The following is a 20,859-nucleotide window of genomic DNA, read 5'->3' on the forward strand; positions in this document are numbered from 1 at the left end:
CGCTCGGCCGCTAGGTTCGTGCTTCCGGACGGCGCCGCCGCCCGGCAACCTCGCCGAACTGCTGCTTGTACCAACGCGAGAAAGCACTCGGTGCCGAAAAGCCCAGCAAGTCGGCGACCTGAGACATGGGGCGCTTGCCATCCTCGAGGTAGTGCGTGGCCATCTCGCGTCGGACCGTGTTCACGAGGTCGGTAAACGTGGTGCCCTCGCGCAGAAGACGTCGATGCACGGTACGCCGGTCGACGCCGAGTTGCTGCGCCACCTGCTCGATCGAGCAGTCCCCCGAGGGCAGCAGCACGAGCAGGATATGGCGAACGCTGCCCACCGTTTCCATTCGGCCCGCTCCCGCGGTGGCATCCAGTATCTGCCGGGCATAGCGTGCCATCACCGGGTCGGCCATCGGATTCGGCGCATCCATGTCGCGCGTGGTACAGACCAGTCCGTTGAAGTCCTGCCCGAACGCCACGACGTAGCCAAAAAGACGAATGTGCAGGCCTGGGTCCCGCGGCGGTGCGTGGGTGAAGCACACCCGAATCGGGCTCCAGTCGGGGCCCAGAAAATACTTGAGGTTGCGGAACATGACGCCGACGAGAAGCTCGGTTGCCTGCCGCGAAGAGCCCTCATGGCCGAGGAGCAACGCTTCGCGGATCACTGCGACGCCCTCGGCCTCTTCGAGCTTCGCATAGACAGATTCATTGAGCAAATGGCTGTAGCGCAGCATGGCGCGCACCACGCGCCGCACCGTGGGTTCCTCCCGCGCCACCAGCGCCACGACCCCGAGGTTCGACAGCTGCCGTGTCTCGACCATGCGCAGTCCGAAGTTGTCCATTCCGCTGGCGTTCGCCGAAATCTCCAGCAGGCGTCGCACCGCGTCGGTCGGAATCCGCAGATCGGGGTCTTGCAGGCAGGCCGGGTTGAGGCCCACTTCGGCGAGCAGGGCCAGCGGATTGAGGCCAGCCTCACGCGCGACCTCGGCGTAGTTGGTCAGGCTGGCGCTGCGAACGAGATTCGACATGGCTGGGTGTTTTGGCGTCCCCCAAGGTTAAACGCGTGTCACCGCTGGTCAATCAGGACAAGTCCTCTCCCGGAACAATTAGCCCTCGAACCAGCCGAAAACGTCAACGCCCCCAGCGACAACTTCAGGAGACAAGGCCATGCAACAACACGACAACACCCCCTCGACCACGCCGGTCTGCGACCGTATGCGCAACACCGGCAACTGGAATCCCGCCTGGGATGCCTTTGCCACGCTCGACGCGCAATGGACGGAGAAATTCATGGCCATGGGCGTCGCGCCCATGGTGTCGGGCGTGCTCGACGCCAAGACCGTCGAATTCCTAGCGATCGCCGTGGACGCCTCGTGCACTCACATGTACGGCCCGGGCGTGCGCCGCCACATCCGCAAGGCGCTCGAACTCGGTGCCACGAAGGAAGAAATCAATGCAGTGCTGCAGTGCGTCAGCGTGCTGGGCATCCACACGATGAGCCTGGGGGCACCGATCCTGCTCGAAGAAGCCGCCGCACATGCCGAGCGCAATGGCGCGACCGTCGGCTGATTCCCCATCTGAACCCAACCACCTGAACCCCTTTCCGGAGACAACCATGCACTTCCTCGACGATTCCCTCCTGCCCGAAAACCAGCAAAAGCTCGTGATCCAGGTCGCCCCCTACGGCCCCCAATGGGCCGCCGGCGACTCCGACGACATCCCCGTCACGATGGACCAGCAGGTGCAAAAGGCAGTCGACTGCTGGAACGCCGGCGCCACCGTGCTGCACGTGCACGTTCGCGAAGACGACGGCAAGGGCAGCAAGCGCCTGTCCAAGTTCAACGAGATGCTGGCGCGACTGCGTGAAGCGGTGCCGCAGATGATCTTGCAGGTGGGCGGCTCGATCTCCTTCGCCCCTGAGAGCGAAGGCCAGGCCGCCAAGTGGATGAGCGACGACACGCGCCACATGCTGGCCGAGCTCGACCCGCGGCCCGACCAGGTCACGGTGGCGGTCAACACCCAGCAGATGAACGTGATGGAGCTGATGACAGCGGCCGACGTCGAAGGCACCTCTCTCGCCAACCCGGTGGTGCAGGCCGCCTATCGCGACATGATTGTGCCCTCCAACCCGTCGTGGCACGAGGAGCACATCCGCCGCCTGGTGGCCAACGGCATCCAGCCGCACTTCATGCTGGGCAACCTGACGGGCCTCGAAAGCCTTCTGCGCATGGTGCGCCGTGGCGTCTACAGCGGCCCGCTGAACCTCAACTACGTGGCCATCGGCGGCGGCTCGGCAGGCTTGCATCCGGCCGACATGCTGGAGTTTGCACGGCGCACGCCCGACGGAGCGGTGCTCACACTGGAGACGCTGAACCGCCACATCTACCCGATGAACACGATGGCCATCGCGCTTGGCATGCATGTGCGGGTGGGCATCGAGGACACTCTGTTTGGCCCGCACGGCGAGCGCATGACCTCGGTGCAGCAGATCGAGATGGTCGTGCGCCAGGCGCGCGAGTTGCGCCGTGAAGTGGCCACCGGCGCGGAGGCACGCAGCATCTTCGGCATTGGCCGGTTCTGGAGCGATGCCGACGAGACGCTGGCCCGCCTGGGCATGCCGCCCAACCGTGCGCCGGGCCAGCGTGGCGTGCCGTTGCGCATCTCGGCTTGAGCACGGTGCTCCCTGCAAACCGCTTCGCCAATCCGTATTTCGGCACACCGCGATGAGCCAGAACCATCCTATTGCAGACCCCTGCATCAGCATCTGCCGCATGGATCAGGACGGGAGGTACTGCCAGGGATGCAAGAGGACTGCGCTGGAAATCGGCGCCTGGCCGCGGATGGCCGAGCAGCACAAGGCCGAAGTGCTTGCATTGATTGAACTGCGCATGAGCGCAGTGTTCACGCCTGCTCTTGACGACACGGCCGGCCGCATAGACCGGCCTCGCACCGCGCCATTGGAGCCACAGCCAAACCCCTGAGAAAAACGGAGACAAAAATGCACCCCAACCTCATCACCGCTACGCCGTCGGCGTACACCTACCCCTTGCTCATCAAGCAATTGCTGGTCAACTCGCTGAGCCTTCACGGCGACCAAGAAATCAGCTATCGCGGCGAGATGCGCTACAGCTTTCGTGACTTCCGCCGGCGCATCGGCCGGCTCGCGTCGGCCTTGAGCGCGCTGGGCGCGCGTCACGGCACGACCGTGGCCGTCATGGACTGGGATAGCCATCGCTACCTGGAAAGCTACTTCGGCATTCCGATGATGGGCGCCACGCTGTTCACCGTGAACGTGCGGTTGTCGCCACAGCAGATCCTCTACACGCTGAACGATTCAGACGCGGAGATCGTGCTGGTGCACGCGGAATTCGTTCCCGTCCTCGAGCAGATCAAGGATGGCCTCCGGGGCGTGCGGCAGATCGTGGTGATGGCCGACGGCCATGACGTGCCGTCCACGATACTGGACGTGGCGGGCGAATACGAGGCGCTGCTCGGGAAGGCCTCGCCCGAATTCGAGTTCCGCGACTTCGACGAACAGACGAAGGCCGCGACCTTCTACACCACGGGAACGACCGGCGATCCGAAGGGCGTGAGCTACAGCCATCGTGACATCGTCCTGCATGCGCTGGTTGCGGCCACGAGCCTCGGCGCGCAGAAGGAAGGGCAGCGCCTGCACCGCGAGGACGTATACATGCCCATCACGCCGATGTTCCATGTGTTGGCCTGGGGGTTACCGTACGTCGCCGTCATGCTGGGTCTCAGGACCGTCCTGCCGGGCCGCTACGTGCCTGACACCCTACTGAGGCTACGCGAGTCGGAGCGGGTGACCTTTTCCCACTGCGTCCCGACCATCCTGCAAATGATGCTGCAGGCATCTCACGAAAGCATGCAGAATCTTTCTGGCTGGAAGATGATCATCGGCGGCTCGGCGCTCTCGCCAGTACTGTGCGAGGCGGCTCTCGCCCGAGGCATCGATGTCTTTGCCGGCTACGGCATGTCGGAGACCGGACCCATTGTGTCGCTGGCACAGCTTCCGCCCGGCTTCACTGCGGCCGACCCGCGAGATGAGGTGCGCATGCGGTGTTCTCCCGGTCGCCCCGTGCCGCTGGTGGACTTTCGTGTTGTCGACGAAGAGATGCACGACATGCCGCGCGACGGCAAGGGCCAGGGGGAGATCGTCCTGCGTGCTCCATTTCTCACGCAAGGCTACTTCAAGAAGCCCGAGGCCTCCGAGGAACTGTGGGCCGGTGGCTATCTGCACACGCAGGACATCGCCGTCATGGCACCAGACGGGTTCGTCCAGATCGTCGATCGCATCAAGGACGTGATCAAGACCGGTGGCGAGTGGGTGTCATCGATAGAGGTGGAAGGACTGATCGCCGAAGTCCCTGGCGTACAGGAGTGCGCCGTGATCGGCGTCCGCGACGAAAAATGGGGCGAGCGCCCGATGGCGTTCGTCGTCCGCAAGCCCGGGATGCCAATCGAGTCGTTCGCGATTCGCGAACGCCTTCTGAGGCACGTCGATGCGAAGCGAATCAGCAAATTTGCGGTCCCGGCGTCCGACCGCATCGCCTTTGTTTCGGAGATCCCGAAGACGAGTGTCGGCAAGATCAACAAGAAGGCACTGCGCGAGCTGTCGGCTTGAGTTCATCAATGAAAACGTTTGCAATCGAGATGATGAATCTCGGTACCGCCGCCGATCCTTTGCCCGTGCGCGTCGCTCGGCAGGCGGGCAACGGCAAGGGCGTGCCTCTGCTGATGTTCAACGGTATCGGCGGCAACATCGAGCTGCTCGCGCCGCTGGCCGAAAGGATGCCGGAGCGAGAGATCGTCATCTTCGACATTCCCGGTGTCGGTCAATCGCAATTGCCGAAGGGGCCATATCGGCTCTGTGGCATTGCGCGGATGGCCACGCAGATTCTGGATCGCTTTCGGATCGGGCAGGCGGATGTGCTGGGCGTCTCCTGGGGCGGCGCCGCCGCACAGGAGTTCGCATACCGCTTCAGCGACCGCTGCCGTCGGCTCGTTCTCTGCGCAACCGCCGCTGGCCTAGCCATGATTCCGGCCAGCCCCACCGTGTTGTGGAAGATGGCAACTCCAAGGCGCTATACCGACGCAAAGTACTCGCGTAGCATCAGCGGCGACATCTATGGCGGCGACTTCCGGACCCATCCGTCGTTGGCCACTGAGCTGATTCGGCACATCAAATGGCAGTCGAAGCTCGGCTACTATCTGCAGCTCGTTGCGATCGCGGGCTGGACCAGCATCCATTGGCTACCTGGCCTCCGCCAGCCCACGCTGCTTATGGCAGGAGCCGACGATCCCTTGGTACCGTTGGCCAACGCAAAGCTGATGCGCATGTTGATCCGGAATTCGGATCTCAAGGTCTTCGATTGCGGCCACTTGTTCCTGTTGACCCGCCCCGACGATTCCGTCGCGGCCATCCGCGCGTTTCTCGACAAGTCTTGAGAGCAACTTCCTTCTCGGAAAGAGCCAGCGGCGAGTACGTCTTGCGAAGTTGGCCGGCGGCGCTGGCGTCTCGAAACGGAAGGGCGACAGCAAAAGGCAAAAAAACTTCGGACGGACACAACCTCGCGTGAGACATGTTCTCCAACTTTCAAGGAGGGCTAGCGCGTCAGTTCATGCCGGCAACGACGTCCCCCGCACCCCTTCATCTTCGGGAAGTTCTGGCGACAGAAGATCAACCTTGAGCTTCGGTGAGCCCCGGCTCGCTTGGGCGCGCCCTGGGATGCTGGCCGAACGGCCGGACGACGGCTTCGCATCGCACTTCGGACATGAAGACCTCCAACTCGAAAGTCTCTTCTGGGCCCGGACTACCACTTCGGCGACGTGAACAGCGGTCGTTCGATCGGCTTCGAAATTCGCTTGGTGCACCCGTGAGGGGGAGGAGCAGCATGGGCGATGTCCGAAACACCTTGGGACCGGTCGTTGGTCCCGGGATCTTCGTGGCACCTGGGTGACCGGAATCGGCGTCACAGCGTGAGTTCGCCCTGCGGAAGGGAGGACAGCAATCGTTGCGCACCTGCCGTACGACTGGCGCCGACGACAGGCAGGGTAGGGCCCTTTGCCGCCTTTCGAGTTCGCGCCTCGAACGTCCGCAGTGCTCCAGACAGCAGACCTTCGCGATAGAGGTCAGCCGACAACGACAGACTTCACTTGGAAGCCACGATCCCTGGTGGCTTCCACGTCCCCTCGCCGGCCGGCAAGATTGAAGGAGGGGTATCTTTCGGCCAGTACAGGCGCATTGCGAGGTAGATCGGGCCGTCCGGTGCAGGCAGCCAGTTCGATTCGAGCGCCTTGCCGGGCGAGTCCTTCTGGATGTATATCGTGAGCGAACCATCGCGGTTCTTTTTCATGCTCGGGACCATGGGCGAGTTGATGAGGTAGCGGTTGATCGGGTTCTTGATCAGCAGCTGGCTCTTGCCGTCGTACATCGTTACCGACCAGAAAGCGTTCACCGGGGGTGTCTGACCGGCTGGGAACGTAAGCGTGTAGTTGTGCTTGCTGCCATCAAGCGGTTGGCCCTTCTCATCCACGCGGGTCAACGGATACGCGGCCTCGACCGCATCGTTGCCGTAGATACCGCCCTTGGCAGCGCCGGCGCGCATCAGCCAGTCCTGCTTGTAGAAGTTGCGGTCGCCGAAGAAGGAGCCGATGTTCCAACCGTTGACGTTCTTCAAGCCGCTGGCCAGCCACTTGTCAACCTTCTCGTCGCCGGCCTTCGCGCCCAGCCCAACAGCGGCCTTATGTTCGAGCGACAGGTCCTTGAACTCGAAGGTCTTGCCCGGGCCGATGCCAATGCGAGCGATCCGTGCGCGCACGTCCCGGTCTTCAGCGGAAGGTGGAACATACTGAAGCGCGGCGTCCAGGTATTCGTAGAAGTTCTGCTTGATCCCTGCGGTGGTGGCCGGGAGAAACTTGACGGCCGATGCCGCCGGCGGCGCGGCGCGCCCCAGGAACGCCGACAGCGGCTGGGCTTTGTAGCCCGACTGCACCTTCACCACGTTCGGCATGTCCTTGGCGTTGAAAAGCTGCGTGCGGTAGGCCGCGAGCGCGAAGGGCGTGGTCGATGTGAACACCTTGCGAATGCCGGGCGGCGTTTCGCCTTTCCAGTCCGGCCCGACGACCATGTAGTTGCCCGGCCCGCTGCCCGTCGCGCGGCTGCCGATGTAGCCGAAGTTGTAGGTGTTGCCGTCGTTGAGCATCACTGCGTAGTAGCGTTTCTTGTCCACCGCGGGTACCGAGAGCACCATCGGTTCGGCCCTCAGGTCCAGCCAAAGCAATGAGTACGGCGTGTCGCTGTTGGGCGTGATGACCGCCGTGTCTTGGTAGGTGTAGACGCGGGGTTCGTTCTTGATCTGGTTGAAAGGTGCCTTGAATTGCGGGCCGCCCTTGTCCACGGCGTACTCGTTCATCACCGCGTAGTTCATCACGATAGGCAGGCCGTAGATGAAGGCCTCTTCGGCGATGGCCTTCGTCTCGGCAAGACTCGGCGCTGCGACGCCGCTGGCGACGTCCGCCTTGGCGGCCTGGGACACAGGGTCGCTCTTGGTGGCGCACCCTGTCGTGAGCGCCATGGCGGCGGCGACGGTGGCACAACTCGTGAGTCGCGTCAGCTGAGATTTCATGATGCTTCCTGTCCTTTGTGGGGTATCGAGAATCGACGAGGCTGAACCACTTACTTGGGGAACATAAGCTGCGCCTGCAACCGCAATGCCCAGCGAGGCGCGTTGTCAGGCCGCTCGACGTTGTAGTAAGCCGAGGCCTGCAGATTCACGGGCAGCTTGCCGAAGCGCACGATCTTCCCGACCCCACCACCCATCGGCACGATCCACTTCTGTCCGCCGGCCGCTTCCCAGTTCGCCGTGATTAGCGGCGATGACGTCAGGTAAAAGCCGCCCGGAAAGTTGTAGTTCAGGAAGGGCTGCAGGGTCAGTTGGTTGATCTTCGGATCAGTCGAAGAGCCGCTCACCGACCAGATGTTGTTGATCAGCGCACCAAAGACCCATGGGCTGCCCTTCTCGAGATGCAGCACGACGGCGGTTGGGCCGAGTCCCCAGCGGTCGTTGCCCAACCGGTCGTTGGTGTGCGTAGGCAACTGCGCAACGGCACCGACGCCCCATATCCAGCTGCCCGAGTTCTTCGGTGACAGGAATCCGTTGAGCTGGATGTCGCCAAGCCCAAAGGTCGATCCTTCGAAGGGCGTGGAGGCTGGCTGCCAGATCAGCGGCATGATGGTGCGCGAGATCAAGTTCCAATCCTCGTTGAGGCTGAAAGGGACCACGGGCTGGATATTGAGCACGTTCTGTGTGCGTTCTTCGGGGCCGGAGTCGAAGTTGGTGTTGAGCTGGAAGGGCACGCTGATCAGGCTGGCCAACGGATTCTGTGCAGCCTTGGCGAGCTCCTCATTGCTTTGCTGCGCTATGGATGGCATTGAGGGCAGCAACGCGAGGCTAGCCGCAACCATGAGGGACGCAACGAGACGCCTAGGCTGAATCAATTTCATCCCCCTCTGTGATTGAGGCCGAGGATACGGCCAAAGAGGTCACCGTGCACCTGCCCCAAAGGCCAATAGACATTGCACTCAAGGGTGGATACGGAGGCGCGCCCTTCTGGCAGACACCCTCGACGGCATCTCGCGGGCATCCATGTCGGTCATCAAGCGTCCGCTTTCGGTTTTAGCGGGCGCCGCAGGGATGCAAGGGGAACGGCCGCAAGTGGCCGGTAGGCCCAGTTCGACGGCCAGGCTCGAAAGCGTGCTTCAGACTGGTTGCTGCCGGTCGAGATTTCGAGCCGAATGGCTGCGACTTCTGAAAGCTGACCTTGACATCCTCGCCGGTGCACGACCGGTGTACGTCGGAACCTGACCTTCGATCGGAGGTGGCATGCAAAGCGACCAACGAGATCGAGATGAACGCCCGCTTCGACATTCCAGCGAACAGACGTTCAGGGTTCGATACGGAGGTTCGGTGCGCCAATCTCGTCGCGTGGAAGCGGTCGCTCGATCTTCAACCGATCCGAGAGACGAGGACTGAAGGCCGAGGCACTTTCGTCCTCACTATTCAGCGACGACCTTCGCCTCCGCGGCAACCTTCTTCCAAATCGGGAGTTCCTTGCGAAGCGTGGACTGGAACTCCTCCGGGCTGCCCCCGTCAATCGTCAGTCCTCCGTCTTCTGACAGCCGCTTCGCTACATCCTTGGACTTCAACGTTGCGGCGATTTCCTTGTTGATCCGCTCGACCACCGGCCGCGGCATGCTTGCCGGTCCCATCACACCGAACAGGACTCGGGCGTCGAACTGGGGCAATCCCATCTCTCGGAAGGTGGGCACGTCAGGTGCGAGTGGCGAGCGTGCATCACCCGTGATGGCCAACGGTTGAATCTTCGGCGATTTGAGCTGGGGCAGTGCGTTGATGAGGGTGTCCATCATCACATCGACATCACCCGCAAGAAGCGCGGTGATGGCCTGGCTGTTGCCTCGGTAGGGAATATGCGTCAGTTTCACCCCAGCGGTCATGCCGAAAAGCTCGGTGGCCATGTGGGCGGCTCCGCCCTGGCCGGACGAACCGAAATTCAGCGCACCGGGTTTGGTCTTTGCGAACGCAATGAAGTCACTCAATTCTTTCGCCGGGACCGATTGGTTGACGAGCATGATGATGGGGGCGCGGCCGACAAGCGAGATGGGTGTCAGATCCGCGGTGACATCGAATGGGAGCTTCGGATAGACGGCGGGATTGACGGCGATCGCACTCGATACGAACAGCAACGTGTAGCCATCGGGTCTGGATTTCGCAACGGCATCCGCTGCAAGACTCCCTCCGGCCCCGGACTTGTTGTCGACGACGACCGGTTGGCTCAACCGTTCCGACAGGCCCTGCGCCACGATTCGAGCAAGCACATCGGTGGCACTCCCAGGCGCAAAGCCGACCACCATCTTGAGAGGCTGTGCCGGGTAGGCGCCCTGCGCCGCAGTGTTGGCGCCAGTCAGCGCGAGGGGCAATGCCGCCAAGAGCCCTGTGTAGAGCTTCACCTTGCCAAATGTACGCATGAAACTTTCCTTTGGTTCACAGAGCGCGTGGACTCCAAGAGCCCGCTCCGCCGTCTACATGTGAGAAATAGGCCCCCGAAGGATGGCCAGTCGACGAACCTGCTTCTCGCTCAGCGTGAATCCGTTGCCGGCCAGCACCTGCACCTTGCGCTCGCGCTGCGTCAGGCAATCTCCGAGGTCGACCACTGGGTTCCGCGGCGACGAGTTTCTTGAGCTGTTCGAACACCGCTGCACCCTTGCTCACTCGGGTTTGAAGTCGATCGACTTCAGCACGGCGCCAACGCGGTCGTAGTCGACGCGCAGTGACTTCGCCAACTCCTCCGGCGTCCGCTGCTGGCCCGCTTCGAGGCCCAATTCCTTCAGGCGTTCGCGCGTCGCGGGTTGCGCCATCACCTTCAGGGCCGCTTCGCGCAACCGGGTCTGTGCCGCTGCCGGCACGTCGGGCGTCACCCACAGGCCCTGCCAGCCCGTCGCCTCGAGTTGCGGGTATCCGAGTTCGGTGAAGGTCGGCACGTTGGGCAAAAGTGGAGAACGCTGCGGCAGGCTGACCGCGTAGGGGACGATCTTGCCGGCCTTGATCATCGGAATCGCGGTCGGGATCCCGTCGAACATCAGTGGCACGTGCCCACCCATCACGTCGGTGAGCGCGGGGGTTGAGCCCTTGTAGCCGACGTGTGACATATCGATGCCGGCAGCCTTGTTCAATTGCAGCCCCATCACATGCGACAGCGTGCCGGCGCTGTAGGAGGCATAACTCACCTTGCCCGGAGAGGTCTTGACATAGCTGATCACCTCGCCCAGGCTCTTCGCAGGTACCGACGGGTGACCCACCATCACGATGCCGGCGCGGCCCAGTTCGGCGATGGGCTTGATCTCCTTGGCCATGTCGAAGCGCAGCTTGACGATATGAGGAATCTCGCTGACCAGCGCATTGAGGGCGACGAGCACCGTATGGCCGTCGTGCGGCGCCTGCATCAGATCGTTGACTGCCACCGCGCCACCGGCGCCGGGCTTCGGATCGACGACCACTGTCTGATTCAGCTCCTTTTGCAGGCCGTCGGCCAGCAGGCGCGCCACGATGTCGGTGGTCGCGCCGGCCGGCCCGGCCGCGACGATGCGAATCGGCTTGTCGGAGGGGGTCTGTGCCAACGCTGCAGGCGCGGCCATCATGGCGAAAGCGGCAACCAGGGCGGCTCCCAGGGCGCGGCGGGGAAGGGGGGACGTCAGGCGTGGCTTCATGGGGGTCTCCAATGGATGTTCTGAATGCGTTGACTGAAGTGTGAACAACGCTGCCCCAAAACACCAATGAAAACCCAAGCCATGCCCATAACTATTTGGTCATGGAGGCGAACTAACAGGCGCCCGATGCGGCACCAGGAGCCTATCTATCTATCGTGCCGAGGCTTCCACCAGACACTGGACGAATTCGACCGAATAGGCGCTCGATTCCGGCTCGACCAACGTCATCGCCGAGATCGGCAGGACCAGCCCGGCCATGTCGATGTCGAGCACATGCACGAGCCCGCGAGTTTCGGCATTGCGGGCAAGCCGTCTGGATGACAACGCAACCGCGCCGTGGTCGCAAACCATGCCCAGCAACGAATCAAATGACACGGTTTCCACCAGCCTGGATGGCACGAGCACCCTGTTCTTGCGGAGCATCGCGTCGATCACGGCGCGCACCCGCGCCACGCGGGGCGGCAATACCCAAATCGAATCGGCAAGATCGTGAAATGTCGGTCGAGCGGCGCGAGCCAGTGGATGGCCGGGCGCCACCATCCACACCATGGGGTCGACATAGAGCGGCACGACGTTCAGATCGGCCGCGGCGCTTCGTTCCGGCGCCACGCCCATCACGACATCCAGCTTGCCCGCCCGCAGCAGGGGCAGCAACAGGTCAGGAGAGCCTTCCTGCACCGTGAGATCGAAAGCTGCCGTCGGCGTCCGTTGTCGTTGCAGGCGCTCGAAAGCCATGGGTATCACCGATGTGGTGCCATGCATAGCCCCTACCGCCACGCGCCAGACCTCGGGCTGGCCGATCGAATCCAGCGCGAGGGCGGCGCGGTTCAGGTCTTCATGGACGGATTGCGCATGGCGGGTCAGACAAACGCCTTCAGGTGTGGGAACCAGCCCTTGGGGCGTCCGAGCAAAGAGTGACATCCCGAGGCCGCGCTCGAGTTCCGCCAGGGCCTTCGACACGGCGGGCTGTGTGAGGTGCATGGCCTCGGCGACCCGGCCGACGTGCCGATGCTGGTCGAGCGCGACCAGCAGGCGAAGTTGGCGCAACTTGAGATGTCGTTGCAGAAAGGCCTGTGCGCTGACTGGTGTTGAAGCGGGTGGGCGGCGGCGGGTCGACATAACCAAAGAGTAATGCGCGCGGCCCAGGCTTTCATTGGTGTTTTCGAGCGGCTTTGACCAGACTTCGGTCAGCGCATCGCCCAACGAAACCCATCGGAGACGACCCATGAACGCCAACCATGAAGGCAATCTGACCATCCGCAAGCTCACCCCGACGATCGGCGCCGAAGTGTTCGGCGTCGACCTCGGTCGACCAGTCGCACCCCCGGTCCTCGCGCAGATCAAGCAGGCGCTTTGGGACAACCAGGTGATCTTCTTCCGCGACCAGCAGTTGTCACCGCTGCAGCACATGAGCCTGGGCAGGCAATTCGGCTCGCTCCACGTGCACCCGGTCAAGCGCAGTCGCCATCCAGAGCACCAGGAGCTTCTGGTGGTTCATGCGGATGCGAAGTCCACCCGTGCGACCGGCGAAAGCTGGCACACCGACGTGAGTTGTGACCAGGCTCCGCCCATGGCCAGCATGCTCCACCTGACGGAGGTTCCGCCTGTGGGTGGCGACACGCTGTGGGCGAGCATGTACGCCGCCTATGACGCCCTGTCGGCGAGCATGAAGACCTTCCTTGAAGGCCTGACCGCGATCCACGATGGCGCCAAGCCCTGGTTAAACGGTCTTGGCGTCAAGCCGGTGGATATTGCCTATTCACGCACTGAGCATCCGGTCGTGACGGTCCATCCCGAAACCGGCAGGAAGATCCTGTACGTCAACAGCGGCTTCACCACGCATATTCCCCAGCTCAATCGGGGAGAGAGCGATGCACTGCTGGGCTTTCTCTATGACCACCTCGCGCACCCTCTGTTCCAGTGTCGTTTTCGCTGGGAGCACAATTCGATCGCGTTCTGGGACAACCGTTGCACGCAGCACCACGCCTTGTTTGACTACTTCCCGGCGCGCCGACATGGGCATCGGGTGACCATCAATGGCCATGCGCCTGCTGCGGCGGACCCGGCACGGGTCGCGGCACAGAGCCCGATGGCCGAAGCGGCCTGAACGCAGCGCATTCGAACGGAGACGTCATGAAACTCACAAGACTTCTCGCGCTGGCGGTCCTGGCGAATGCGGCGATCGCCGCGCCTTTGCGAGCCGAGGAGGCATGGCCCGCCCGTCCCGTCCGCATGGTAATCGGCACCACCGCCGGGGCCGGCGGCGATGTTCTGTTGCGCCTGGTCGCCAACAGCATGTCGCTGTCGCTGATGCAGCCGGTCATCGTGGAGAACAAGGTGGGGGCCAATGGGCTCGTCGCCACGGCGGACGTCGCAAATTCCAGGCCCGACGGCTATACGGTGCTGTTCGGCGGTGCCAGTGCGACAGTGATCAACCAGGCGCTGCAACCTGCGCTGGCCGTCAATGTGCTCGACAAGCTCAGCCCGGTCGCACAACTCGGCGCCGGTGGCGTCAATCTCGTGGTGGCGCCCGACTTTCCTGCCACCAACCTGCGTGACTTCATCGCCTATGCAAAGGCTCACCCCGGCCAGATCAACTATGCCACGTGGGGCGTAGGCTCCAGCGGCCACCTTGTGATGGAGTGGCTGAAGAACCGATATGGGCTCGATCTTTCGCACGTGCCATACAAGTCGATGCCCCAGATCTATCAGGACATGGCGGGCGGGCTCGTCAAGGTCGCGTTCGTCGATGCAGCGAGTTCAGTCCCGCTGGTCAAGGCCGGGAAGATCAAGGCATTGGGCAACTCCGGAACCGCACGCGCGCCGGGCCTTGCAGACGTGCTGACGTTCAAGGAACAAGGCGTGGACTTCGCGGTCGACGGCTGGTACGGCGTCTTCGTGCCCAGGGGCACGCCGGACGCCGTAGTCAGCCGGCTCCATCGCGAGATCATCAAGGTTCTGGCCGATCCAGAGGTTCGGGCACGTATGCTGCAACTCAACCTGTCAAGCCCGCTGCCAAAGAGTCCAACCGAGTTCGAACAGATCGTGGCGGCCGATCTCAAGCTCTGGCAATCGATTGTCAGAACGAACAACATCAAGGCGGATTGAGGATATGTTGCCCATGTTGGCGCACTGGGCCAACGGACTCCTATGTTGCGTATTCAGCGATGCGGATGGCGGCCGACGGCACCAGCAGGACCTTCTCGGGTAACCGGTTGTCGCCGAGCCTCCATATGGCGTCGTCGCCGGAAGCTGTCTTCTGAGGCGAGGACCGGCGGTTGGGGTTCGACTGGGCGCGATCATGACCATCACGAAGACGAGTTGATTGCCCTTCGGTGCAAGTTTGAACGCCTTCTACCTCATTGGGGGTTCATCATGGAGGCCATTCCCAACGCTGTTTATCGCCAACCGACCGGGCGAACGACCGTTCGATGGCGAGACTAGGGCGCCGCAGCCGGTCGTGGGGGCCCAGCGGCCGGCGCTGGAACCAGCGTTCCTCCTACGTCCCGGAGAAGACGCCTGAACTCGGGCGAGTCCGCCATGATGGTTCCTGCGGCAGCGCGCAGGCGATCCACAGCGACGTCCGGTAGCACGAAGGTGGTCGGCTGCTGATTGAGATAGGCCAGTTCCGCCTTGTCCTTCAGGGCGGCGAACGAGACGTCGATGGCATAGATCTCGGCGTCCGGTCCGCGGGTGATGGCCGCGACGGCTGGGTCCTTGTTGCTCGCCATCGCTGCTGATGTCCGGATCTTTCGCATCGTGTTCCAGCGGGCGGCCATGTCCCTCAGCAACTCCACGGCTTCGAACGAGTAGCGATCGATCGGCACGCCGCTCGACTTGAGCAGAATCTCCACACTTCCGGGCGGCGTTTCGGATTCGTCCCAGTTCGTCGGAGGCACGGAGAGCGAATTGACGATGAAGACAACGATCCGCTTCGCACTGTCGAGCTGCGTCGGCATTCCGGCTTCCTGCATCGCCTCGAGGATCTCCAGGGAATCGAGCACGCCGCGCATGCCAACGTTGTCGGATACGCCGCCATCCACGAGATGAATATAGGGTCGTTTGGCGCTGTCTGTGAAATCGCCAAGAGACCTGAGCGAGCGAATGGCTCGCGCAGCAGGCCGCGGCGGGTTGTCCGTATCCGTGAACCGCGCTACCCATGGGGGCGGGGTCATGTTGCAAGTGCCGCCATAGTTGTTCAGCGTGACTGGCGACAGGACCACAGGCACCGCCGATGAGGCGGCGGCTGCGCGCGACAAGGGCACGGCGTTCAGGTCCGAGCACAGCACGTCGAAGACGCTCTGCTGGAAAACCACGCGCGCGCCGCTCGAAATGTCGGTTGCCGAAGCGAGGATCAACGGCCCCTTGCCGCGATTCAGGTCGCCGAAAGTGGCGTTGTTGAAGAGGACCTCGTCGTACAACTCGGCCGCGAGCTCGGAACGCCCCCACGCGGTCGACGACAGCCTGGGCCAGTTGCCCGGATTCAGCGAACGCGAAATGATGGCGCCCTGAACGTCGCGCTTCAGAAAGCGCTGCTCGTAGTCGTCGAACAGCTTGTCGCCGTAGGGCCCATACGCCAGCGCGGTGAAGCTGCCGCCCGACACGCCGGTGATGATGTCGACCTGGTCGATCAGCCGGCCCCTTCCTTTCGGCGTGACGATCTCGGTGCGCCTCAGGTATTCGAGCGCGCCGTACGAGAACGCGGCAGCGCGAGTTCCGCCACCGGAGAACGCGAGGATGACAAGCGCGTCCTTGTCCTTGACCTCGGCCTGGCGCGTTTCGAAGCGATAGCCGCTGCTTGGATTCGCTTGCGAAATGGGGGGGTTGACCGGCCGGGTGGCGCAACCAGCAACCAACAATGCGCAGGCTGCGATGCCCCAATGTGAAATCCGCGATTCAGTCATGGGTTCTCCAGGAAGTCGATCGATTGCGAGCGACCGGTTTTTGATTCCAACTGATTGGCACTGAAGCCGCAAGGCTCGGTACCTTCTATTGCTCGGTCGACTGCGCATCGGCGACCCCCGCGTGCGCGCCCGAGACTTGTGATTTAATACGTGATCACATTTGGTATGTTAACAATCTTGCGCTGCTTCTCCCTCTGATTGGCGGCTCAAACATCTTGATATGGCGACAAAGACCCATGAATGCCCTGAAGAAGGCGAGTTCCAAAGCCGAGCTTGATCGCACCGAAGCCGAAGTGCCGGCGCCGCGCGCCAAAGCCACCCTGCGGCAGCTTCAGACACTTCCGGAGCAGATCGCAGAGCTGATCTTCAATTCCATCGCCAGCGGCGAGTACGAGCCGGGCGAGCGCATCCGCGAAGAAGCCCTTGCAGAGCTGTTCGAGGTGAGCCGCGGCCCCGTGCGTGAGGCGTTGCGCATCCTTGAAAAGGATTCGGTGGTGCGCATCCTGCCCAATCGGGGCGCGCACGTGACGCAGCTCTCGAGCAAGGAGGTCGCCGACATCTTCGAGATTCGCCGCAAGCTGTCCTCCACGATGATCGCCCGACTTTCCGCCGACGAGGCGGCGCGCCTCGCCGCAGTCATCGACGCCGACATCCGTGCACTGGATTCGCTCGCTCTGGACCCGGACGGAAGCCACGAATACTTCCAGATCTCGTTTCGTCTCAGCCGCGTCTTGCGCGAGTCCTGTACTAACGAGCGGCTCGCCGAGATTCTTGCTTCGCTGTCGCGCCAGACATTGCGGTACACGCAACTGGGCCTCGCCACGCCGGCACGGCGCAAGGAGTCGGCGCGCAACTGGAAGTCCATGCACAAGGCCATGAAGGCCGGCAATGTGGACGCAGCTGCCGAGGCCGTCGAAAAGCTGATCGAGGACTCCCAGCGCGAGGCGATCAGGCAACTCGAGTCGCGGCAGGGCTCCGGCCCCGCTGAAGCGTGATCGCACGGTGTGCCCTCCGTCAGTCCGCCGCGCCCAGGACCATGACCATGTACGCAGACATGACGAGGCCGCCCGCCTGCAGCAGGCAGTTGTGAGCACTCGACACTTGTCGCTCGCCGCAGTCGCCACGCAACTGGCGCACCGATTCGATCATCAACGGCATGCCGAACATGCCGCCGTGGTTGAAGGACAAGCCGCCGCCTGAGGTGTTCATCGGGAACGCTCCGCCTGGGGCGGTGCGTCCACCCTGCACGAAGGCGCCGCTCTCGCCGCGACCGCAGAAACCCAGGGCCTCGAGCCCGACGAGCACGTTGATCGTGAACGCGTCGTAGATCTGCACGAGGTCGATGTCGGAATGGCCAAGGCCCGCGCGCGTCATCGCCAGTCGGCCCATCTCGGCGAGCACGCCGTTGTCGATCCAGTCGTCCGTGCCGAAGGGCGTGGCGTGCTGAATGTACTGCTCGGCGAAGCCCTTCACCAGCACCGGCGGGCGAGGGAGGTCCCGTGCGCGATCGGCCCGCACGAGCACGATGGCACCGGCGCTGTCCGTCACTTGGCAGATGTCGAATTTGCGCAGGGGATCTGCGATCATCGGGGCCGCCAGATAGTCCTCCATCGTCAGCGGCGAGCGGGCGATGGCGTTCGGGTTGAGCTGCGCCCAGCGCCTCGCCGCCAGAGCGACTTCGCCCAGATCCTCGGCGCGGGTGCCATAGCGGTGCATGTGCAGGCGGGCCAGCATCGCATAGAAGCCGATCGGGCTCAGCATGCCGTAGGGCTGGATGAACTGCCCTGGCGGCATGCGCGCATCCTGCGCGTGGCCCCCGCGGGAGCGGCTGCGGTCCAGCCTCTGGGTGCTGCCGTAGGTGATCAGGGCGGCGTTGCACAGGCCCGCCTCCATCGCCGCCATCGCGTGAGCGACATGAGTCAGGTTCGACTGGCCGCCGACGACGGTGCTGTCGACGTAGCTCGGCTTCAGGCCCATGTACTCCGTCACGAGCAGGCCGGCGGCACGGTCATCCCAGTGGGCAAACACGCCATCGATGTCGGTGGGCTTCAGCCCCGCGTCCAGGATCGCCTGCCGCGCTGACTCGCACTGAAGCGACAAGGCCGTGTCTCCGGGCTGGGCCTTGCCCATGCCGGCCTCGCCGACGCCGGCGATCGCGTAGCGGCCACTCAGAGCTTTGGGGTCCATGACTGCCCTTAGCCCTGCGCCGATCCGGCTGTGAGTTGGGCTCGGACGTCCTTCTTGAGAACTTTGCCGACAGGGCTGCGCGGCAGCGTGGGCCAGAACTCCACCTGCTTGGGCGTTTTCAGGCTGCCGAAGCGCTTCTTGCACATCTCGACGATCTCGTCGGCTGTGACAACGCCGCCGGCCTTGAGCTCGATGACCGCGGTCAGACGTTCGCCCCAGTCGGCATCGGGCACACCGACGACCGCGCAGTCCTGCACTGCGGGGTGACCCCAGATCACCTGCTCGATCTCGCTCGGGTAGATGTTGAAACCGCCGGAAATGACCATGTCCTTTTTGCGGTCGACCACATACAGGAAGCCGTTCTCGTCGAACACGCCGATGTCGCCCGTGTGGTGCCAGCCGAAGGCACGCGCCTCCGCCGTTGCCTCGGGATTGTTGTAGTAGCCGGGCGAAACCAGGTCGCCGCGTGCGACGATCTCGCCGCGTTCGCCGGTCGGCACGATGTTGCCAGCATCGTCCATCAGCGCCACCTCGCAGGCCCCGGAGGGGCGGCCGGCCGAGGCGAGGTGCTGGTCGAGTTCGGGGTCGTTGTGCACGAAATGGTCCTTCCGCGACAGGCAGGTGATGACGCCGGGCACTTCCGACTGGCCGTAGCTCTGCATGAACACCTGGCCCCAGCGCGCCAGGCCCTCGCGCAACTTGTCGACCGACATCGGCGCTGCACCGTACAGAACGTACTCCAGCGAAGAGCAGTCGCGCGTCGCCACGTCAGGATGAGCGAGCAGGCGATAGATCATGGTGGGCGGCAGGAAGATGTGGGTCACCCGCTCGCGCTCGATGGCCTCCAGGATCACCCCTGGGTCCGCCGACGGGGCGATCACGTTGCGTGCGCCGAAGCGCGCCAGCGCGACCATGGTCGCACCGGCCGCATGCGTGAGCGGGGCCACGACCAGATGCACCGGATCCTTGCGCGGCGGCGTGAACTGATTGGTGATCCGGTAGGCGGTCTCGAGCGAACGGTGGCTCTGCATGATCGCCTTCGGCCGGCCCGTCGTGCCGCCCGAGGACTTGATGAGCGCGATGTCGTCGGGTTCACGGCGCGCATCGACGCGCCGGCCGGCGAAGTCCGTCAACCATTGCGTGATGGTGTGGCCGCCCGATTCCAGCGGTTCGGACAGGCCGATCACACGCTTGAGCGTCGGGATCTCGGCTCTCAAGCGCTCGAGATGCGGCGCGTACTGCTCATGGCAGATCAGCACCGCCACGTCGCAGAACCTGGCGAACCAGACGATGTCCTCGATCGGATCGCGGGCATTGAGCGGCACGTAGACCGCGCCGCTGCGCATCACGCCCAGCATCGCGGGCAACACCATCGGGTGATTGGGCGAGAGCACGGCCACATGGGTGCCGGGCTGCACGTCGCGCACCAGGGCGGCGGCAACCGCGTGCGAGGCGTCAGCTGCCTCGCGGTAGCTGAGTTCCACGCTTGCACCTTGCACAAAGATGCGGTCCGGAAATGCCGTCGCACCGGCGTCGAAGGAATCAATGATCATGCTATCTCCAGTGTCTAGGTATGGTCGGGACGATCAGTGCGGTCGGCGGCAACCCGATCGCCGCCCGTGAGCCGAAACATCGGCAGGGCGATCTCGCTGCTGACGCGCTCGAAGCACACCTCCACCCGAGCGCCGACGGCGAGGTGGCCCAGGTCCGAAGCGACGATGCCCGCCAACATGCGCACACCCTCGTCGAGTTCGATCAGCCCGATCGCGTAGGGGACGTGCGCCTCGAACGCGGGATGGCCGGCGACATGACACACGGTATAGGTGTAGATCCGGCCGGAGCCGCTGGCCGGAACCCAAACGATCTCCTCCGACAGGCAATCTGTGCAGAAGCGGCGCGGGTAGAACTGGTGGCGCGCGCAGGCAGGGCAGTACTGGATCTTGAGCGTGCCTTCGAGCGCCGCGCCCCAGTAGTGCGCGGTCTCGGCAGTGGGGATCGGCACGGGCCGCGCCGGGGTCGGGTTCATCGGCTTGTCGTCTGTTTCGCTTGCTGTCAGGGCCATGGGATTTGTCTCCGGTCGGGACGGGTGTGTCGCCTCGTGGCGCAGCGCTTTGCTGCAATGCGGCGATTAGATCATGGGCACATTCATCTTGTCAACAATCTGAATGTCGATTAAAGTTCGTGCATCGGCGCTCCGCCGCCACATCACGAGGCACTCGAACATGACCACTGAGACAAAGATCCGCTCCGAAATCACCGGCACCGTCTGGAAGATCCTGGTGAACCCGGGCGATGTGCTTCAGGCTGACGACACCCTGATGGTTCTCGAGTCCATGAAGATGGAAATCCCCGTGGTGGCCCCCGAGGCCGGCCGCGTGCTCGAGATCCTCATCGCAGAAGGCGCGCCTGTGCGCGAAGGCCAGGAAATCGCGCTCTTCGAAGAGGAATGAGCGCCATGAAGAACCAGCGCGCT

General features: G+C 63.4%; 20 protein-coding genes. 9 read left to right on the forward strand and 11 right to left on the reverse strand.

All coding sequences use genetic code 11. From position 1 onward, the window contains the following. Positions 1–10: 10 nt before the first annotated feature. Positions 11–1,015: an AraC family transcriptional regulator gene (locus QTI33_RS33035; RefSeq protein WP_286510820.1), complete on the reverse strand. Its 1,005-nt coding sequence runs from the start codon at positions 1,013–1,015 to the stop codon at positions 11–13. Positions 1,016–1,154: 139 nt separating this feature from the next. On the opposite strand from QTI33_RS33035, the gene QTI33_RS33040 reads away from it, so the two are divergent. Genes QTI33_RS33040 through phaZ form a run of 5 tightly spaced genes read left to right on the forward strand, consistent with a single transcriptional unit; the run spans position 1,155 to position 5,456 of the window. Beyond that, on the forward strand, positions 1,155–1,556 hold the full coding sequence (locus tag QTI33_RS33040) for a carboxymuconolactone decarboxylase family protein (protein WP_286510821.1): 402 nt from the start codon (positions 1,155–1,157) through the stop codon (positions 1,554–1,556). Positions 1,557–1,602: 46 nt separating this feature from the next. Further along, positions 1,603–2,658: a beta-keto acid cleavage family enzyme gene (locus QTI33_RS33045; RefSeq protein ID WP_286510822.1), complete on the forward strand. Its 1,056-nt coding sequence runs from the start codon at positions 1,603–1,605 to the stop codon at positions 2,656–2,658. A 52-nt stretch (positions 2,659–2,710) separates the two neighbouring features. Beyond that, a complete protein-coding gene (locus QTI33_RS33050) occupies positions 2,711–2,968 on the forward strand; it encodes a DUF1289 domain-containing protein (protein ID WP_286510823.1) in 258 nt (85 codons plus the stop codon). Between the two features lie 17 nt (positions 2,969–2,985). Further along, entirely contained in the window at positions 2,986–4,632 is a 1,647-nt protein-coding gene (locus tag QTI33_RS33055; RefSeq protein ID WP_286510824.1) for a fatty acid--CoA ligase, read from the forward strand. An 8-nt stretch (positions 4,633–4,640) separates the two neighbouring features. Continuing rightward, positions 4,641–5,456 (forward strand): poly(3-hydroxyalkanoate) depolymerase, encoded by an 816-nt coding sequence (phaZ, locus tag QTI33_RS33060; protein ID WP_286510825.1) that lies wholly within the window; start codon positions 4,641–4,643, stop codon positions 5,454–5,456. 704 nt (positions 5,457–6,160) lie between these two features. On the opposite strand, the gene QTI33_RS33065 is transcribed toward phaZ, so the two are convergent. From QTI33_RS33065 to QTI33_RS33090, 6 genes are all read right to left on the reverse strand, one after another. Next, positions 6,161–7,636 (reverse strand): DUF1254 domain-containing protein, encoded by a 1,476-nt coding sequence (locus QTI33_RS33065; protein WP_286510826.1) that lies wholly within the window; start codon positions 7,634–7,636, stop codon positions 6,161–6,163. Between the two features lie 50 nt (positions 7,637–7,686). Beyond that, complete coding sequence (locus QTI33_RS33070) at positions 7,687–8,514, reverse strand: transporter (protein ID WP_286510827.1); 828 nt, start codon at positions 8,512–8,514, stop codon at positions 7,687–7,689. A gap of 552 nt (positions 8,515–9,066) precedes the next feature. Further along, entirely contained in the window at positions 9,067–10,056 is a 990-nt protein-coding gene (locus QTI33_RS33075; RefSeq protein WP_286510829.1) for a tripartite tricarboxylate transporter substrate binding protein, read from the reverse strand. A 54-nt stretch (positions 10,057–10,110) separates the two neighbouring features. Further along, the gene (locus QTI33_RS33080; RefSeq protein WP_286510830.1) at positions 10,111–10,242 is read right to left on the reverse strand and encodes a hypothetical protein; all 132 of its coding nucleotides are present in this window, start codon (positions 10,240–10,242) and stop codon (positions 10,111–10,113) included. Positions 10,243–10,296: 54 nt separating this feature from the next. After that, on the reverse strand, positions 10,297–11,295 hold the full coding sequence (locus QTI33_RS33085; RefSeq protein ID WP_286510831.1) for a tripartite tricarboxylate transporter substrate binding protein: 999 nt from the start codon (positions 11,293–11,295) through the stop codon (positions 10,297–10,299). Between the two features lie 150 nt (positions 11,296–11,445). Continuing rightward, the gene (locus QTI33_RS33090) at positions 11,446–12,498 is read right to left on the reverse strand and encodes a LysR family transcriptional regulator (protein WP_286510832.1); all 1,053 of its coding nucleotides are present in this window, start codon (positions 12,496–12,498) and stop codon (positions 11,446–11,448) included. Between the two features lie 22 nt (positions 12,499–12,520). Between QTI33_RS33090 and QTI33_RS33095 the strand changes: the two genes are divergently transcribed. Both QTI33_RS33095 and QTI33_RS33100 read left to right on the forward strand, forming a co-directional pair. Further along, entirely contained in the window at positions 12,521–13,402 is an 882-nt protein-coding gene (locus QTI33_RS33095; RefSeq protein WP_286510833.1) for a TauD/TfdA dioxygenase family protein, read from the forward strand. 26 nt (positions 13,403–13,428) lie between these two features. Next, the gene (locus tag QTI33_RS33100) at positions 13,429–14,403 is read left to right on the forward strand and encodes a Bug family tripartite tricarboxylate transporter substrate binding protein (RefSeq protein WP_286510834.1); all 975 of its coding nucleotides are present in this window, start codon (positions 13,429–13,431) and stop codon (positions 14,401–14,403) included. A 332-nt stretch (positions 14,404–14,735) separates the two neighbouring features. Here QTI33_RS33100 and QTI33_RS33105 read toward each other — a convergent pair whose 3' ends face one another. Next, the gene (locus tag QTI33_RS33105; protein WP_286510835.1) at positions 14,736–16,199 is read right to left on the reverse strand and encodes a patatin-like phospholipase family protein; all 1,464 of its coding nucleotides are present in this window, start codon (positions 16,197–16,199) and stop codon (positions 14,736–14,738) included. A gap of 236 nt (positions 16,200–16,435) precedes the next feature. Between QTI33_RS33105 and QTI33_RS33110 the strand changes: the two genes are divergently transcribed. After that, positions 16,436–17,194 (forward strand): GntR family transcriptional regulator, encoded by a 759-nt coding sequence (locus QTI33_RS33110; protein ID WP_286510836.1) that lies wholly within the window; start codon positions 16,436–16,438, stop codon positions 17,192–17,194. 19 nt (positions 17,195–17,213) lie between these two features. Here the strand turns inward: QTI33_RS33110 and QTI33_RS33115 are convergent, their stop codons facing one another. Genes QTI33_RS33115 through QTI33_RS33125 form a run of 3 tightly spaced genes read right to left on the reverse strand, consistent with a single transcriptional unit; the run spans position 17,214 to position 20,448 of the window. After that, positions 17,214–18,386 (reverse strand): acetyl-CoA acetyltransferase, encoded by a 1,173-nt coding sequence (locus QTI33_RS33115; RefSeq protein WP_286510837.1) that lies wholly within the window; start codon positions 18,384–18,386, stop codon positions 17,214–17,216. 8 nt (positions 18,387–18,394) lie between these two features. Next, entirely contained in the window at positions 18,395–19,939 is a 1,545-nt protein-coding gene (locus QTI33_RS33120) for an AMP-binding protein (RefSeq protein WP_286510838.1), read from the reverse strand. 14 nt (positions 19,940–19,953) lie between these two features. Further along, a complete protein-coding gene (locus tag QTI33_RS33125; RefSeq protein ID WP_286510840.1) occupies positions 19,954–20,448 on the reverse strand; it encodes a Zn-ribbon domain-containing OB-fold protein in 495 nt (164 codons plus the stop codon). Positions 20,449–20,608: 160 nt separating this feature from the next. Here QTI33_RS33125 and QTI33_RS33130 point away from each other — a divergent pair, with 160 nt between their 5' ends. Continuing rightward, positions 20,609–20,836, forward strand: coding sequence for a biotin/lipoyl-binding carrier protein (locus tag QTI33_RS33130; RefSeq protein ID WP_286510841.1), 228 nt, complete (start codon positions 20,609–20,611; stop codon positions 20,834–20,836). The last annotated feature ends 23 nt before the right edge of the window (positions 20,837–20,859 follow it).

The sequence above is a fragment of the Variovorax davisae genome, assembly GCF_030316845.1.
GTDB lineage: Bacteria > Pseudomonadota > Gammaproteobacteria > Burkholderiales > Burkholderiaceae_C > Variovorax > Variovorax davisae.

Bases quoted from the DNA above. Each gene is read 5' to 3' on its own strand.
- QTI33_RS33035 (WP_286510820.1), bottom strand. From the start codon at position 1,015: ATGTCGAATCTCGTTCGCAGCGCCAGCCTGACCAACTACGCCGAGGTC.
- QTI33_RS33040 (WP_286510821.1), top strand. From the start codon at position 1,155: ATGCAACAACACGACAACACCCCCTCGACCACGCCGGTCTGCGACCGT.
- QTI33_RS33045 (WP_286510822.1), top strand. From the start codon at position 1,603: ATGCACTTCCTCGACGATTCCCTCCTGCCCGAAAACCAGCAAAAGCTC.
- QTI33_RS33050 (WP_286510823.1), top strand. From the start codon at position 2,711: ATGAGCCAGAACCATCCTATTGCAGACCCCTGCATCAGCATCTGCCGC.
- QTI33_RS33055 (WP_286510824.1), top strand. From the start codon at position 2,986: ATGCACCCCAACCTCATCACCGCTACGCCGTCGGCGTACACCTACCCC.
- phaZ (WP_286510825.1), top strand. From the start codon at position 4,641: ATGAAAACGTTTGCAATCGAGATGATGAATCTCGGTACCGCCGCCGAT.
- QTI33_RS33065 (WP_286510826.1), bottom strand. From the start codon at position 7,636: ATGAAATCTCAGCTGACGCGACTCACGAGTTGTGCCACCGTCGCCGCC.
- QTI33_RS33070 (WP_286510827.1), bottom strand. From the start codon at position 8,514: ATGAAATTGATTCAGCCTAGGCGTCTCGTTGCGTCCCTCATGGTTGCG.
- QTI33_RS33075 (WP_286510829.1), bottom strand. From the start codon at position 10,056: ATGCGTACATTTGGCAAGGTGAAGCTCTACACAGGGCTCTTGGCGGCA.
- QTI33_RS33085 (WP_286510831.1), bottom strand. From the start codon at position 11,295: ATGAAGCCACGCCTGACGTCCCCCCTTCCCCGCCGCGCCCTGGGAGCC.
- QTI33_RS33095 (WP_286510833.1), top strand. From the start codon at position 12,521: ATGAACGCCAACCATGAAGGCAATCTGACCATCCGCAAGCTCACCCCG.
- QTI33_RS33100 (WP_286510834.1), top strand. From the start codon at position 13,429: ATGAAACTCACAAGACTTCTCGCGCTGGCGGTCCTGGCGAATGCGGCG.
- QTI33_RS33105 (WP_286510835.1), bottom strand. From the start codon at position 16,199: ATGACTGAATCGCGGATTTCACATTGGGGCATCGCAGCCTGCGCATTG.
- QTI33_RS33110 (WP_286510836.1), top strand. From the start codon at position 16,436: ATGAATGCCCTGAAGAAGGCGAGTTCCAAAGCCGAGCTTGATCGCACC.
- QTI33_RS33115 (WP_286510837.1), bottom strand. From the start codon at position 18,386: ATGGACCCCAAAGCTCTGAGTGGCCGCTACGCGATCGCCGGCGTCGGC.
- QTI33_RS33120 (WP_286510838.1), bottom strand. From the start codon at position 19,939: ATGATCATTGATTCCTTCGACGCCGGTGCGACGGCATTTCCGGACCGC.
- QTI33_RS33125 (WP_286510840.1), bottom strand. From the start codon at position 20,448: ATGGCCCTGACAGCAAGCGAAACAGACGACAAGCCGATGAACCCGACC.
- QTI33_RS33130 (WP_286510841.1), top strand. From the start codon at position 20,609: ATGACCACTGAGACAAAGATCCGCTCCGAAATCACCGGCACCGTCTGG.